The 15,110-nt window shown below is 60.2% G+C and carries 14 protein-coding genes; 8 read left to right on the top strand and 6 right to left on the bottom strand.

The genetic code is table 11. The features are described from left to right. Positions 1–112 precede the first annotated feature (112 nt). A complete protein-coding gene (locus ACFORG_RS02555) occupies positions 113–1,129 on the top strand; it encodes an AraC family transcriptional regulator (protein WP_386733802.1) in 1,017 nt (338 codons plus the stop codon). Here ACFORG_RS02555 and ACFORG_RS02550 read toward each other — a convergent pair whose 3' ends face one another. Further along, entirely contained in the window at positions 1,130–1,666 is a 537-nt protein-coding gene (locus ACFORG_RS02550; RefSeq protein ID WP_386733801.1) for a winged helix DNA-binding protein, read from the bottom strand. It lies immediately after the preceding gene. Positions 1,667–1,808: 142 nt separating this feature from the next. Here ACFORG_RS02550 and ACFORG_RS02545 point away from each other — a divergent pair, with 142 nt between their 5' ends. Together ACFORG_RS02545 and ACFORG_RS02540 are read left to right on the top strand one after the other, a co-directional pair. Further along, positions 1,809–2,945 carry an LLM class flavin-dependent oxidoreductase gene (locus ACFORG_RS02545; protein WP_386733800.1) on the top strand — a complete coding sequence of 379 codons (1,137 nt, stop codon included), beginning with the start codon at positions 1,809–1,811 and terminating at the stop codon, positions 2,943–2,945. A 1-nt stretch (position 2,946) separates the two neighbouring features. Then, positions 2,947–3,456 (top strand): flavin reductase family protein, encoded by a 510-nt coding sequence (locus tag ACFORG_RS02540; RefSeq protein WP_386733799.1) that lies wholly within the window; start codon positions 2,947–2,949, stop codon positions 3,454–3,456. Positions 3,457–3,490: 34 nt separating this feature from the next. Here the strand turns inward: ACFORG_RS02540 and ACFORG_RS02535 are convergent, their stop codons facing one another. From ACFORG_RS02535 to ACFORG_RS02525, 3 genes are all read right to left on the bottom strand, one after another. After that, positions 3,491–4,669 (bottom strand): amidohydrolase, encoded by a 1,179-nt coding sequence (locus ACFORG_RS02535; RefSeq protein ID WP_386733798.1) that lies wholly within the window; start codon positions 4,667–4,669, stop codon positions 3,491–3,493. 75 nt (positions 4,670–4,744) lie between these two features. Next, on the bottom strand, positions 4,745–5,527 hold the full coding sequence (locus ACFORG_RS02530) for a COG3904 family protein (RefSeq protein ID WP_386733797.1): 783 nt from the start codon (positions 5,525–5,527) through the stop codon (positions 4,745–4,747). Next, positions 5,524–6,843 carry a hypothetical protein gene (locus ACFORG_RS02525; RefSeq protein WP_386733796.1) on the bottom strand — a complete coding sequence of 440 codons (1,320 nt, stop codon included), beginning with the start codon at positions 6,841–6,843 and terminating at the stop codon, positions 5,524–5,526. Before ACFORG_RS02525 ends, ACFORG_RS02530 begins: the two co-directional genes overlap by 4 nt. 205 nt (positions 6,844–7,048) lie before the next feature. On the opposite strand from ACFORG_RS02525, the gene ACFORG_RS02520 reads away from it, so the two are divergent. Continuing rightward, on the top strand, positions 7,049–7,678 hold the full coding sequence (locus ACFORG_RS02520; RefSeq protein WP_386733795.1) for an NUDIX hydrolase: 630 nt from the start codon (positions 7,049–7,051) through the stop codon (positions 7,676–7,678). 55 nt (positions 7,679–7,733) lie between these two features. Further along, positions 7,734–8,894, top strand: a complete 1,161-nt coding sequence (locus ACFORG_RS02515) for an acyl-CoA dehydrogenase family protein (RefSeq protein ID WP_386733794.1) — start codon at positions 7,734–7,736, stop codon at positions 8,892–8,894. A gap of 9 nt (positions 8,895–8,903) precedes the next feature. On the opposite strand, the gene argE is transcribed toward ACFORG_RS02515, so the two are convergent. After that, positions 8,904–10,061, bottom strand: a complete 1,158-nt coding sequence (gene argE / locus ACFORG_RS02510; RefSeq protein ID WP_386733793.1) for an acetylornithine deacetylase — start codon at positions 10,059–10,061, stop codon at positions 8,904–8,906. Position 10,062: 1 nt separating this feature from the next. Further along, positions 10,063–11,247, bottom strand: coding sequence for a M24 family metallopeptidase (locus tag ACFORG_RS02505; protein WP_386733792.1), 1,185 nt, complete (start codon positions 11,245–11,247; stop codon positions 10,063–10,065). Positions 11,248–11,439: 192 nt separating this feature from the next. Between ACFORG_RS02505 and ACFORG_RS02500 the strand changes: the two genes are divergently transcribed. The 3 genes from ACFORG_RS02500 to ACFORG_RS02490 all read left to right on the top strand — a co-directional run bounded on the left by ACFORG_RS02500 (position 11,440) and on the right by ACFORG_RS02490 (position 14,900). Then, a complete protein-coding gene (locus ACFORG_RS02500) occupies positions 11,440–11,925 on the top strand; it encodes an Lrp/AsnC family transcriptional regulator (RefSeq protein WP_386733791.1) in 486 nt (161 codons plus the stop codon). 88 nt (positions 11,926–12,013) lie between these two features. Next, positions 12,014–13,489, top strand: coding sequence for an NAD-dependent succinate-semialdehyde dehydrogenase (locus tag ACFORG_RS02495; RefSeq protein ID WP_386733790.1), 1,476 nt, complete (start codon positions 12,014–12,016; stop codon positions 13,487–13,489). 37 nt (positions 13,490–13,526) lie between these two features. After that, positions 13,527–14,900, top strand: coding sequence for an aspartate aminotransferase family protein (locus ACFORG_RS02490; protein ID WP_386733789.1), 1,374 nt, complete (start codon positions 13,527–13,529; stop codon positions 14,898–14,900). The last annotated feature ends 210 nt before the right edge of the window (positions 14,901–15,110 follow it).

The following is a 15,110-nucleotide window of genomic DNA, read 5'->3' as shown; positions in this document are numbered from 1 at the left end:
AAAGAAAGCTTGATCGTTGCGGGGGGATTGCCGCTATCCTCTGAACGATGGCGTTATCCGGATTGCGCAAATAACAACTTCAAACCCGAAATATCCGGCGGTGGAGGTGCCCGTGACGCGACAGCCAGGACCGTTCGACTTGTCCCTTGGACAAGGGGCGATTCTGCCGCTGGCGGGTCATCGGCTGTTTTCTTCGGCGGATGTCGACGAGGCGCGCGCGCGGGTCGCGCGGGTCTATTGCGACCATCGGCTGGACGTGGTGCGCGGTGGCACGTTTTCAGCGGTTCAGAACCGGATCGAGGGACGGTCGCTGTCGGTCAACATCATGACCTACGGGTCGAAAACGATGATTGCGCCCGGCGCGCTGGAGCGATTTTTCCTGTTCCAGTTTCCGATCCGGGGCCATGCCTCTGTCAGCAATGGGGATAACATCCATGAGATCGGCGGTGGTCGCAGCGGTGTGCTGAACCCCGACGCCGAAACCTGCATGATCTGGAGCGAGGACTGCGTGCAGGTAATGATTCAGGTCGAACGCACGGCGCTGGAGGCCTTGGCACGCACCCGGTTTGGGTTGCCGGCTGGCGCGGCATTGCGATTCGCGGGGTCCAACGCCTTGTCGCACGGGTCCGGGCGGGCTTTTGCCGGGTTGCTGGAGCATGTGGTCCGCGAGGCTGACTTCGGGTGCAACTTGTTCGATGGGCCGGACCTGATGGCCGAGCAGGTCGAAACAACACTGATGGTGGGTCTTCTTCAAAGCCAGAGCCATAATCTGAGTGACGTGCCCGCCCCGGCTGCAGGACCGCGGGCGGTACGGTTGGCCGAAGCGTTCATGACGGCGAACCTCGGCAACCCCATCACACTGGAAGTGATGGCAGCAGAGGCCGGAGTAAGCCCACGCGCCTTGCAGAGCGCTTTTCGCGAGAGTCGTGGCCGGTCTCCGATGACGGTCCTGCGAGAAATGCGGCTGGAACAGGCGTGGCAGGACTTGAGCCATCCCGGACCAAACACAAGTGTGACCGACGTCGCGACTGCCCTAGGCTTCTTTCACCTCGGACGGTTCGGGCAGCAATACCGCGCGAAGTTCGGATGCTCGCCGATCGAGACATTGCGCCGGGCGCGACAAGCCTGATCAGCGGCGATGCGTGGCGACCACGCGAGACACTTCCTCGTAAATGCCGGACAAGATGTTGAGAACCCGCGTGACCTCTTCCAATCGATTGGCGAAATCGGGGAGTTCCGACAGCTCTTCGATCAGCAGTTTGCGCCTGATCTCGGCATAAACATCCGTCGCACGCCGTCCCTTTTCGGTGGCCTCATAGGTGACGCCCGAACGGTTGGTGCCCTTTTTCACCACCAACTCCTCGGACACCATTTTCCTCAATGAATACTGTATGTTGGGTATATCGTCGCGATTGGTTAGGCGGGCCAGTTCCTTGACGGTCTTTGGGCGGTCGTTCATCCGAATGATGTGCAGCAGGGCGTTTTCGGGTCCGCTCAATGTCAGCCCCGATGCCCCGATCAGGCATTCGGCCTGCCAACGGCCAAAACTCTCGAAGGTTCGCATCAGTGCGAATTCCAACTCTGTGGTTCGGATTTCCAGCGGATCAGAGGATAAGTGCCAGCGGAAATCGAGCCCGCTGCGGTCTTTCTGATCTTCCTCCGTCATATCCCGTTCCTTCCGTGTGATCCGCCACTGCAAAGCTTCGCCCGACAAGAGGCTTGACTCAAGTCGATTGGGTGCTTCATGCTTCAAATAAAAAATCAATCCGAAAGTAAATTTAAAAACCTATCCAACAGGAGAGACGACCATGACCACCAACAAGATGCTTCAAAAGGAAGGGTTCAAGCTTGGAACCTTTTCGTCCAATTGCTCTTCGGGCATGACGGTCAGCAAGCTTTCGGAGCGCTGGGACAACAGCTGGGAGAACAACCTTGCCCTGGGCAAGATGCTGGACGAGGCTGGCATCGACTTCATGCTGCCGATTGCGCGCTGGATAGGATATGGCGGCGAGACGGATTTTCACGGTGGCGTTCTGGAAACGGTTACTTGGGCAACCGCCCTTCTGGCCAATACGAAGAACCTGACCGTCTTCGCCACGATCCACACCGCTGCGAACCATCCGGTCGTTGTCGCCAAACAGATCGCGACGATGGACCAGGTCGGTCAGGGCCGTGCCGGGCTGAACATCGTCGCCGGTTGGAACAAACCGGAATACGAAGCCCTCGGCCTTTCCCTGCCGGACGATCACGAGACACGATACGGTTATGCGCAGGAATGGTACGACATCATCAAGAAGCTCTGGAGAAGTAAGGAGCATTTCGATTGGAACGGCGAGAACTTTTCGCTCAAGGGTGTGAAAGGGGATCCGTGGCCGGTGAATGGCGAGGTTCCCATTCTGAACGCGGCAGGGTCCGGTCTTGGTCGTGAGTTTGCAACGCAGAACGCCAACTATCTTTTCACACCTGCAATCGACTTGGAGCGGTCGCGCAGTGAGATCAAGGAACTGAAAGACAAGGCGCGCGGCAAGGCCCGTGATGTTGGCGTGCTGACGTTCAGCCACGTGATCTGCCGCGAAACCGAGGCCGAAGCGCAGGAATACCGCGATTACGTGATGGAAAACATCGACTGGGACGCCACGGACAACCTGGTGCGTCTGCAATTCGCGCATGCCCAGAGCTTTCCACACGACCTGTTGGCGCAAATCCGCGATTCCATGGCGCTTGGCCATGGTGGCTTCCCTCTGGTTGGCACACCCGAACAGGTCGCTCAGGGGTTGATCACCCTGCATGAGACCGGGTTCGCAGGCACAACACTGTCCTTTGTCGACTACGTCAAGGAATTCCCCCTGTTCCGCGACGAGGTGCTGCCCCGACTGGCCGAAGCTGGCATTCGGGATCATGAAACCGGAGCCTCGCGAGAGGCGGCCCTTGTCGGAGCCATCTGAGATGGGCCGGGAAATCGCCCCTGCCGATTTCACGCGTGCCATGCGCCAGCAGATCGGCCATTGCACGGTGATCACGGCGGGTCGTGGTGAGGATCGCTCGGGGCTGGTCGTCACCTCGGGCATCTCGCTGAGCGCGGAGCCGCCGCAAGTGCTGTTCTGCCTTAATCGGGATGCCTCGACCTGGCCTCTGATTTCCAAGTACCGTTGTTTTGGCTGGTCTTCGCTGGGGGCTGAGCATCGCGGCGTCGCGGAACGCTTTGCCGGGTTCGGCGGCGTTTCAGGCGTCCGGCGTTATGACGGCGCAAAATGGACAACGGCCGAAACCGGCGCGCCCCTATTGGCGGATGCACCCGTGGCGTTCGACTGCGAAGTTGCGGAAATCATCGACCGCGCGACGCATTCGATCATCATCGGCAAGGTTCGCGCGGTTCATGTTTCGGGGCAAGTTGACGCGTTGGCCTATTGGAACGGCGCGTTTCAGCCCATGGCAACCCATCTGCCTGCATCCTGACTCAGCAAGGCGCGGGAAATCTCCGCGCCTTGCTTCACTCAAACCCGAAACACAGGTTCCGAAGAGTGCGAATGAAGATACTCGCGCCAATCGGTATCAACTCGTCGGGAAAATCATAATCGGGGTTGTGCAGGCTGGGCCGGTCTTCGCCCGATCCCAAAAGAAGCATCGCCGACTTGGTATGATCCCCGAAGCGACCGAAGTCTTCCGAGGCGCGCATCGGCAGCAAGCCATCGGTGCGGGCCACCCTTTCGGCGTCCAACGCCCGAGTTAACTCACGCACCGCGTCGGGATGATTTTCGCAATGTCGAAAAACATCCTGATAGCTGATGGCCGCTTTTAGGCTGTGGGAGGCGGCCGCCATGGTCACGGCGGTTTCGGCATGTTCCACCAATGCGGCCATTCCCTCATCGGTCCGGCTACGCAGCGTGACCCACAGCTCTGCTACACCGGGTGCAATCCCGAAGGCGGGTTCGCCCATCCGCGCATGTGTCACGGTGACCAATCGGAAATCGGGGTCATCGACATCCGTAGCGGACCCAAGGCCGCCAAGGTCCGAAATCAGGTGTGCCAGTGCGGGGGCGGGCGACGTGCCGGTTTCGGGTTGTGAGGCATGAGCGGTCTTGCCTACCAACTCGATCTTCATGCCTCGCGATGCACAATTCATCACACCCGGCGCCAGCAGAACATGACCAAGAGGGAGGCCGGGGAAATTGTGCAAGGAAAACGCATAGTCGATATCAAGCTTAGCAAATCGAGGGTCTTGGATGACCGCAGCGGCGCCAGCGCCGTTTTCTTCGGCAGGTTGAAACAACAGGATCACGCATCCGTGTCGGGGCCTGTTGCGCGCCAGCCAACGCGCGGTGGCAGCAAGGATCGCCATATGCCCGTCGTGACCGCACAAGTGGCCTTTGCCTGCGACTTCCGACCGATAGGGCAGACCAGGGTTCAATTCCTCTATCGGCAGCCCGTCAATCTCACAGCGAAGCATGACCGACGGGCCCTTTTCTGCGCCGTGGAAAATCGCTGCCACGCCGTGACCGCCGAGATCGGTGAGAACCTCATCAGGGTGACACTCCTCAAGCATGGCAAGAACGGTCTTTGCCGTCTCCTTTTCCTCTCCCGACAACTCGGGGCGCCGGTGCAGTTCGCGGCGCCACTCGGTCAGTGTTGCGATATCGCTATTCGTGAGGGGCGGTTCATGGGGTTGCATGAGCGTCTTCCTTGCCTGGATCGAGGGCGGAAATACACAGTCTGCCACTCCCGACCCGGTAAACAAGGCGCAATCTCAGTCGATCACGTTGGTTGCCAGCCCCGTTTCCAGCAACTCGTCTTCGACCAGTACATAGATGCGTTCAGGAGGTGTCTTGAGCGAGTAGATCATCACGGCAGGATCAATGCCCATATCGATCAGGTACTCGAGTGTTTCTCCTTGCCCGCGCTGGATGTCGGACACTGCAAACACCGCCGGGATGAAACGCGATTGGTCATAGTAATGCTGGTGCATGCCTATCGCACCTTGGCGTGACGCGGTCCTCTCGGCACCGGCTGCGAAAACATACGGGCAGGACGACATGCAGGAGGCCCCGGCCAGCACCAAAGTGGGAAAACCCCTGTCGCGAATGATTCGACCAATGGCCCGAGCCTCGGAGACGGTTCCGCCGGGGCTGTGCAACGCGATGCCGTCGGGTGGTTCGATCAAGCTGTCGAGTTCCTCGGCCATCCGATCGGCATCTCCGGGGGCGATTGCGCCAGTAAGCAATAGCAGATTGCCCATGCCTTCGGTCTCGCGAAGCTCGAATTGCAGACGATCCGCGAACTGGTCGGGCAGGGCAATATCGGCAGGGCTGGTCCGGTCCATGAAATCGGACGGACTGCGTTGCGGGTCGTATCTGCGCGTCTGATCTCCCGGAGAAATTGGCCCTGTCGGAAGCCGCTCGCGGTCAAACAGCCCGGGCGGCAATTGGGCGGGAATATCGATGACGAGCATCATCCCCGCAATCGCGATCTGAAGCAGCAGGATCAGCCTCAATCCCCGGCGCAGCCCGGTATTCCGGGGGCGATCCGTCATACCTTGTCGTCCGTTGACGCGGTCGGTTCGGGCGCCGCGGTGGTCGTAGGTTTCGCAGCGGTTCGGTCGAGCATCGCTGCATCTGCGTCGCCCATGGCCAGTTCGACATCGCGCATCGCGTTCACGGCGGCCTTGAGATCGGCGAGCGTCAACGTTTCCTCTATACTCATTCCGTCGCGTCCGGACCGGATCGCCGCCTGCGTTATGGCCAGGATAAAGACGAGGACGGCTGGCAGCAGATCTATGGCGATCGCACCTGCCCAGGACGGAACGAAGTTTTCGGCATACCGGATCACCGCATCCGCGCTGGATATCGGATTATAGGCGGTCTCGGGTGGCGGCTCCATCGCCAGAACCTCTTCGGCGGCATTCCGCAACGTCCGCGCCCGTTGGTCGAGGGCGGTCAGCACCGACTCGATTGTCGCCGACTGCGCCTGCCGCACTTCGGCGCTGCGACCGTCGAGTTCCGGCAGAACGACCGAAGCGGGAAGATCCTCTGCCGCGCGTGCAACCAATGGCGCCACGTTCAACTGGTTGAGTTGAGAGATGACTCCGGCAAGTTTTACGCTTTCCTCCGAAAACTGAACAGACCGCGTATCGACCGGTCCGGGCGCGACGGTCAGTTCCCGCATTCGGCCAAGGATTTCATTGCCCCGTCCAAATGCGTTTTCGATCAGGGGCTGTTGCGCGTCGATCTGCTCACGCAGGTTGTCGAGCTCTTCGGCTTTTTGCGTCAGAACACGAAACACCGCACCGCGGCCCGAGGTACCTGACAGATCCCCCGATTGCTCGAGCTCGGCGAGATCTTCGAAGCTCTGCCGGGCTCGTTCGACCTCACGCGACAGGCTCTGGCCGCTCAGGGCGATGTCATGGGCCTGTTCAAGTGAGGCCTGATAGTCGCGGACCGTGTTTTCAAGGTGTTGCTCGACCGCTGCCGAACCGGCAAGCGCTGCGGCGTTGAGCCAGCTGGACATCGCGATGATCGCCAGCGAACCGACAATGGTCGAGATCGTCAACCCGATGAACCCACCACCGCTGCGCATGGACGGTAAAAGCCGCAGCATGTAGCTCCAGAAAACGAAAATGCCGACTGACACTGCGATGGAATAGGCGACCGCCGCGAAAAACGACAATGCGCCGTTGTCCTCCAGCAGGGATGAAACGCCCAAGTAGGTGTAGATTCCGGAAGCAGTTGCAAGCACTCCAAGCGCGGCTGGTGTGAATGTGTCCAGCCACGCCAAGTGACCTTCGAGCTCTTTGGCGGTGCGCAGGCCCTTGGCTTCTTCGGCCGTAAGGCGTCCATTTCGTTCAGTCATGTGATGCTTGCGCCCCGCTTGGTGATTGCATGCCGATCCCTACAAGTTAGGCACGAATTCGGGCGCGTACAGGCTCCGGCTTGGTCCGGCGATGACGAAACGTTGCGATTGCAAGGTCTTGGGGCCGCTGCCTGGTCTCGACTTCGTCGGGTGAAAGATGCTTTCGTTGCATAAATCCATAAGACAGGGGCAGCAGGCGATGAATATGACCATACCGGATGACATCCTGTGTCATTCTATCAGGACCCGGTTGAATGGCTTTTCACGAATCCCGCCTCCAGAGGGTGAGTGGCGTCAGGCGGCCGTGGCGGTTGTCGTCGCAGGCAGTCCCGAAACCGGCGAGGCCAGCGTGATCGTTACCCTCCGTCCCAGCGGATTGAACCGGCACGGAGGGCAGTACGCTCTTCCCGGTGGCCGTCTCGATCCGGGCGAGACCATCGACCAAGCCGCTTTGCGGGAGCTGCACGAGGAACTGGGTCTCGAGCTAGGAGCCGAGCGCATTCTTGGGCATCTCGATCCGTTTGCCACGCGGTCGGGTTTCATCATGTCGCCCGTCGTGGTCTGGGCCGGGGCGAACGTCACCCTGCATCCCGATCCGGGTGAGGTCGCCGAGACCTTTCACTTGCCCTTCTCCGAACTCGACAGCCCCGATATCCCGCGACTGCTTGACAGCGAACACGGCGATCAGCCTGTGCTTTCGGCCTATTTCCCTACTCTGGGTCATTACATGTACGCGCCCACCGCGGCCGTGATCTATCAATTCCGGGAAGTTGCGATTCACGGCCGCGCGACGCGCGTAGCACACTTCGACCAGCCGCGTTTCGCGTGGAAGTGACCTGCTCTTGACCGTTTCGCGGTGTCTTTCCAAGATGCCCATCGGGAGGACAGCCATGTTTGACACCGCAGCGGATAGCGACCTGTTCTTTGACGAAGAACATCACTTGTTGCGGCGTCAGGTGCGCCGTTTCGTCGAAGAGGAGATCAAGCCCCATGCCGAGGTGTGGGAAGCGCAGGGTGAGACACCGCGAGATGTTCTGCGGCGGATGGGCGATCTGGGGTTCTTCGGCATCCGCTTTCCCGAGGCCTATGGCGGGTCGGACATGGATGCCCGTGCAACCGTTGTCTTGGCCGAGGAACTGGGACGGTCGACGTTTTCGGGGGTGGCGATAACCGCGCTTGTGCATACCGATATGGCCTCGGTCCATGTTCTGAATGCCGGCAATGATGCACAGAAGGCGAAATGGCTTCCGTCCGTGATTTCCGGCGAAGTCATAACGGCGGTCGGCATCACCGAGCCCGGAGCAGGCTCCGACGTGAAGGGCATTGGAACGACCGCCCGGCGCGACGGAGACTCTTGGGTGTTGAACGGCAGCAAGGTTTTCATCACCAATGGTGTGCTGGCTGACCTTTACTGCATCGCCGCGAAATCCGACCCTGACGCCCCGCCCAGTCATGGCGTGACGATGTTTCTTGTTGAAAAGGGCGTGCCCGGCTTCGCGGTGGCCCGGAAACTCGACAAGCAAGGCTGGCACAGTTCGGACACCGCGGAATTGTCATTCGTCGATCTGCGCGTTCCCGCCACGAATGTGCTGGGCGCCGAGGGTCGAGGCTTTTACGAAATCATGAAGAACTTCCAGAACGAGCGTCTGGTCCTTGGGGCCATGGCAATGGGAGAGGCACAGGCCGCGCTGGAACTTACACTGGGATACGTCCGCGACCGGCATGCCTTCGGCGCAGCGCTTTGGGACAAGCAGACCATTCGCCAACGCCTGTCAATGCTGGCGGCAAAGGTGGAGGCGGGTCGTCAGATGGTATATGCCACGGCCGCCCGGATGGCGGCGGCCGAGGATCTGGTACGCGAAGTGTCGATGATCAAGGCATATTGCGGGGAGTTGGTGAACGAAGTCATGTATGACTGCCTGCAGTTTCACGGCGGCGCGGGCTACATGCGCGGCATGGCGATCGAAAGGATGGCCCGTGATGCACGGGTTCAATCCATCGGCGGCGGCGCGACCGAGGTGATGCTTGAAGAAGTTGCAAAGCGTTTGTGATCCGCCTCGTCAAACCAGCTTCGCCCCCAGCCGTTCAAGCATGGCGAGGCATTGACCAAGCTGGTCGAGCGAGACGAATTCATCCGGCTTGTGTGCCTGCTCTATCGAGCCCGGCCCGCAGACCACGACGCTCATGCCGAGGCCCTGGAAAATCCCCGCTTCGGTGCCGAACGGAACCAGATCCGCACCGTTCGCTCCGGTGAGTTCCATCACCAGATCGCGGGCTTCGTTTTCGGTCATAGGTTCCAACCCGTCGACCTCGCCGATGGTTTCGGTTTCGATCCCGGCGCCGGGATGAACGGATCGCATCGTGGGGATAAGGTCATGAACACAGAAATGTTGCAGTTCGGCCTTTACGAAATCCGCATCCATTCGCTGAACCGGGCGCATTTCCCATTCGATGCGTGCCTTTCCCGGAATGACATTATGCGCGACCCCACCCGTGAGAGAGCCGGTGTTGATTGTCGTCCATGGCGGCTCGAACCGGCTGCCAGCTGGTGCGCGGCCTTGCAGGGCGCCCTTCAACTCCAAAAGCTTGCCGACATAGCGTACCGCATATTCCACCGCGTTCACGCCGCGATCCGGCCCGCTGCCGTGACCCTCAAGGCCGGTGATATGCGTGGTGTATTCGTAACAACCCTTGTGCCCCTCGATGACACGCATCGAGGTTGGTTCGCCGATGATCGCGACAGCTGGCCTGATATCCTTTTCGCGCAGCTTCTCGGCGAGCGCCTGAGCACCAAAGCACCCGACTTCCTCGTCATAGGTAAAGGCGAAATGAACCGGCCGAGACGGGTTCAGCGCGGCGTAGCGCGGAGCCATGGACACGGCTGCGGCGATGAACCCCTTCATGTCGCAGGTTCCGCGGCCATAAAGCCTTCCGTCGCGCTCTTCCATGACGAATGGGTCCGACGTCCAGTCCTGATCGGTCACGGGGACCACGTCGGAGTGGCCTGACAGAACGATACCGCCATCTCGATCCGGCCCTAACGTGGCAAAAAGGTTGGCCTTGGTTCCTGTCAGGTCATGCCAGATCTCGACCCGTGCGCCGGCGTTTTCCAGCGCCTGCGCGAGATGTTCTATCAGCGCGAGGTTGCTGTCGGCCGACACGGTTGGATAGGCGATCAGGTCCGCCAGCAGTGCCTTGGTGTCTTCGAGCAGGCTCATCTCAATCCTTCACGAAGAGTTTGCGTTCCACGTTGCAGAGCGGCTCGGCAGGGCCGTCTTCGCGAATGAGGATCGTTTCGGTCGTCTCGATCCCCCAGCCATCCATCCATAAGCCGGGCATGAAGTGAAAGGTCATTCCCGGTTCAAGAACGGTTTCATCGAAGGCGCGGAGCGAGACAGTGTGTTCGCCCCAATCCGGTGGATAAGACAGCCCGACGGCATAGCCGCAGCGTGCGGGCCGGTCGATTCCCACCTTCTGCAACTCGACATCCAGCGCGCGGGCGATGTCGCAGGCGCGATTGCCTGGTCGTGCAACCTCGATCCCGGCGTTCAGCCCTTCGGTCAGCGCCTCGGCGGCATCCAGCATGTATTTCGGCGGCTTGCCGAAGAAGATCGACCGACAAAGAGGGGCGTGGTAGCGGCGAAAGCATCCCGACTGTTCGATAAACGTCGCTTCGCCTTTTTTCAGCGCCTCGCCATTCCATGTCAGGTGTGGGGCCGATGCGTCCTCGCCTGATGGCAGCAGCGGAACGATAGCGGGATAGTCGCCCCAGCTGTCATCCTCGCCCTGCACCGACGTCTTGAAGAGTTCGCCGACCAGATCGTGTTTGCGCATCCCGGGTTCGGCAAGCTCGACCGCTCGGTTGATGACCAGTTCCGAGATCCGTGCCGCCCGGCGCATGAAACCGATTTCTTCGGGCGATTTGATGAGGCGTTGCCAGTTCACCAGCGTGGTGGCATCGACAAATTCCGCCTCGGGCAAGCCCATCGCCAGCGTCGCAAAGGCGCGCGCGGTGAAATAGTAGGTCTCCATTTCCACGCCGATACGTTTGTCGCCGAACCCCATGATCCGCAGGTGAGAGGCAAGATCCTCCATTGGGTGCACGTCGGGGCTTTGAACATACCGGTCCGCATAGTGCAGGACATTTTCCTCTTCCATCCATACGGTCCGGCGCGCGCCGTTGGCGTCCATGAAACGGCCCCACCACCAAGGATCCCCGTCCATCGTCAGGATCACACCTTGGTGCACGTAGAATGACCAACCGTCATATCCGGTCAGCCAGTTCTGGTTCGATGGGTTGGTGATGAACAAAACGTCCAACCCAGCCTGCGCCATCGACTCGCGCACCAGTGCGATACGGCGGTCATACTCGGCCTTGGCGAAGGGGGCGAATTCGATTGGCATGGCATCCTTTCAGCTGTTCGGCCCGCAAACAGGCTCGTCGTTTCAGGTTAAGCGGCACAGTCACATGAGGTGGGTGAGTCCCGTTATGCTGCTGCGCAGGCTAGGCCCTTGTGAAGTCCGATTCAAACATGACAGGGTATGGAATGCGTTCGAACCGGACAAACCCTTCCTCGCATCGTAGACAAACCGCGCATGCAACTTGACGACCGCGACCTTGCAATACTGCGCGTCCTCAGCAGCGAGGGGCGAATTACGAAATCGGCCTTGGCCGATCGGATCGGGCTGTCCCCCACCCCGTGTTGGGAACGTCTGAAGAAGCTCGAAAGCGCAGGCCTGATCGAAGGCTACGGTGCGCGCATCGACCTGCGGAAACTGGCTCCGCATGTAACAGTTTTCGTGGCGGCCGAGCTTGTCGATCACACATCGGGCAGCTTTCGCGCCTTCGAGGCGGCGATGCAGCGATATGACGAGGTGGTGGCATGCTGGGCTCTTGGCGGTGGTTTCGATTACCTGCTGCAGATCGTGACGCGGGACATCGACGCCTATCAGCGCCTGATCGACGAGATGCTCGACGCGCGGATCGGGTTGAGCCGCTACTTCACCTACATCGTGACCAAGCCGGTGAAGGGTGCGGGGCCGCCACCGCTGGAAATCCTCTTTGGAAACGGCGATGCCTAGCTGAAAATTCTGCGCGACGCGTCAAGTTCAGTCACATCCTCTGCCGTCATCGCCGATCCTGACAGCGATCAGACACAGGAGGCACCATATGCTGGACAGCGCATTTTCGGCACGTGAGGAAATTGGCGACAAGGCGCTGCTGCGCTCGTTCGCATATGTCGGTGGCAAATGGTGTGCCGCCGCTTCGGGGGACAGCTTCGTCGTGACTGACCCGGCCAATGGCGATCGGTTGGGCGATGTGGCCGCGTTAAGTGGTGCCGAGGCAACCGCTGCCGTCGATGCCGCCCAGTCGGCCTTTGCCGACTGGTCCGGCAGGCTGCCACAGGATCGATCGGTCATCCTGCGCCGGTGGTATGACCTGATGATCGAACATCGCGAGGATCTCGCCCGGATCATGGTTCTGGAGCAAGGCAAACCGATCTCCGAGGCGCGGGGCGAAATCGACTATGCCGCTAGTTTCGTCGAGTTCTATGCCGAAGAGGCCAAGCGTCCGAATATCGAGGGTGTTACCAGCCACCTACCGGATGCCGAGGTTGAACTCTGGCTCGAACCCGTGGGTGTCGCAGCCCTGATAACACCGTGGAATTTTCCCTCGGCCATGTTGACGCGCAAGGCCGCCGCTGCACTGGCCGCCGGATGTACCGTCGTTGCCCACCCCTCGGCCGAGACGCCGTTCAGCGCGCTCGCCCTGGCGGAACTGGCCGAGCGGGCGGGTTTTCCGCCGGGCGTGTTCAACGTCGTGACAGGAAACGCGCCCGAAATCGTGGAACCATGGACCCGTGACACCCGGATACGTGCGTTGTCTTTCACCGGTTCGACCGAAGTGGGAAAATTGATTTATCGCCAATCAGCCGATACCGTGAAACGGCTGGTGATGGAGTTGGGCGGCCATGCTCCGGTGATCGTGTTCGCCGATTGCGATCTCGACCGCGCAGTGTCCGAGACGATCAAGGCGAAATTCGCAACCTCCGGTCAGGATTGCCTTGGGGCCAACAGGATCTTTGTCGAGCGCAGTGTCTACGATGATTTCATCGCGCGCTTTGCCGAGGCTACGGCGGCCTTGCAAGTCGGTGCTGGTATGAATGACCCCGACATCGGCCCTTTGATGAACGAAAGGGCAATCGCCAAGCAAGAGGATCACGTGGCCGACGCGCTTGCCAAGGGGGCGCGCCTTTTGACGGGTGGTACGCGGCATGCGTTGGGGCCGTTGTTCTACCAGCCGACCGTTCTGGCCGACGTTCCTGCCGATGCGCGTATCCTGTCCGAGGAAACCTTTGGCCCGGTCGCCCCCATCGCGCCATTCGACACCGAGGTCGAAGTGGTAGCGCGCGCCAATGACAGCGAGTATGGGCTTGTCGCTTACGTTCACAGCCTCGATCCTCGGCGCATCTATCGGCTCAGCCGAGCGCTGCAATATGGCATGGTTGCGGTCAACCGGACCAAGGTCACCGGAGCGCCGATCCCTTTCGGCGGCACCAAGCAGTCCGGTCTTGGACGCGAGGGCGCAAGGCTTGGCATGGAAGAATTTATGGAAATCAAGTACGTCTGCCGGGATTGGGCCTGACCGGCCCCGAGCAGCCCGACCAATGGAAGGAGCAGTAATGCTGAAGAACGACCAACTCGACCAGTGGGACCGTGAGGCCTTTTTCCACCCTTCGACCCATCTGGCACAGCACGCCCGCGGCGAAAGCCCCAACCGTGTCGTCAAGACAGGCAGCGGGGTTTTCATCGAGGACCGAGACGGCACCAGGCTGCTTGACGCCTTTGCTGGTCTTTACTGCGTGAATGTCGGGTATGGCCGGACCGAGATCGCAGAGGCCATCGCCGATCAGGCCCGCGAACTGGCTTATTACCACGCCTATGTCGGCCACGGGACCGAAGCGTCGATCACCCTTGCGCACATGATACTGGAGCGCGCACCGGCAGGCATGTCCAAGGTCTATTTCGGCCTCGGCGGGTCTGATGCGAACGAGACCAATGTCAAGCTGATCTGGTACTACAACAACATCCTCGGTCGCCCCGAAAAGAAGAAGATCATCTCGCGCTGGCGTGGTTATCATGGCTCGGGCCTCGTTACCGGCTCGCTGACCGGGCTGGAGCTGTTTCACAAGAAATTCGACCTGCCACTGGCCCAGGTCATCCACACGGAGGCCCCGTATTACTTCCGCCGCCCGGATGCAGAGATGAGCGAGGAGGCATTTTCTGCGCATTGTGCGGCAGAGCTCGAAGCGCTGATCGAACGTGAGGGCTCGGATACCATTGCAGCCTTCATCGGCGAGCCGATTCTGGGAACAGGGGGCATCGTTCCGCCGCCAGCCGGATATTGGGAGGCGATCCAGAAGGTTCTGGACAAGCATGACATCCTGCTCGTCGCTGATGAGGTCGTGACAGGCTTCGGGCGTCTGGGAACGATGTTCGGGTCCGACCACTACGGCATTCGGCCCGACCTGATCACGATCGCCAAGGGTCTGACATCAGCCTATGCGCCACTGTCCGGATCCATCGTCGGCGAAAAGATGTGGAAAGTTCTGGAACAGGGCACGGATGAGAACGGACCGATCGGCCATGGCTGGACCTATTCCGCCCACCCGATCGGCGCGGCGGCAGGTGTCGCCAACCTGAAACTGATCGACGAACTGAACCTTGTGAACAACGCGGGCGATGTCGGGGCCTATCTCAACAAGTCCATGTCGGAGGCGCTGGCCGATCACCCCAATGTCGGCGAGGTGCGGGGTGACGGGATGCTCTGTGCCGTGGAGTTGGTGAAGGACAAAGGTTCGCGAACATTTTTTGATGCTGCGGACAAGATCGGTCCGCAAGTTGTCGGCAAGATGTTGGAGCAGGACAAGGTAATCTCGAGAGCGATGCCGCAGGGCGACATACTCGGGTTTGCGCCGCCGCTTTGCCTGTCCAGAGAAGAGGCCGATACCGTCGTGTCGGCGACAGATCGGGCCGTACGGACGATCCTGGGCTGAATACCGCGTCTGGCCTGCCAGGGCTTGACCGTGTCGAACACAGGGCAATTGCCCGCGCGATCATTTGATTACAAAGGAAAAAGCTGCGTTTTTGATGCAGCTTTTTCCATTTTTGCCAATCGGTGCCGACTCTCGCCTTCGGGATCGATTACAGAAAAATGTTGACCCTGCGTCAGTTGGCGCGCCACCCTCGCGAATATTGGTTTCTTT

The sequence above is a fragment of the Lutimaribacter marinistellae genome, assembly GCF_042648365.1.
GTDB lineage: Bacteria > Pseudomonadota > Alphaproteobacteria > Rhodobacterales > Rhodobacteraceae > Lutimaribacter_A > Lutimaribacter_A marinistellae.
This window is presented reverse-complemented; position numbering and strand designations above follow the sequence as displayed.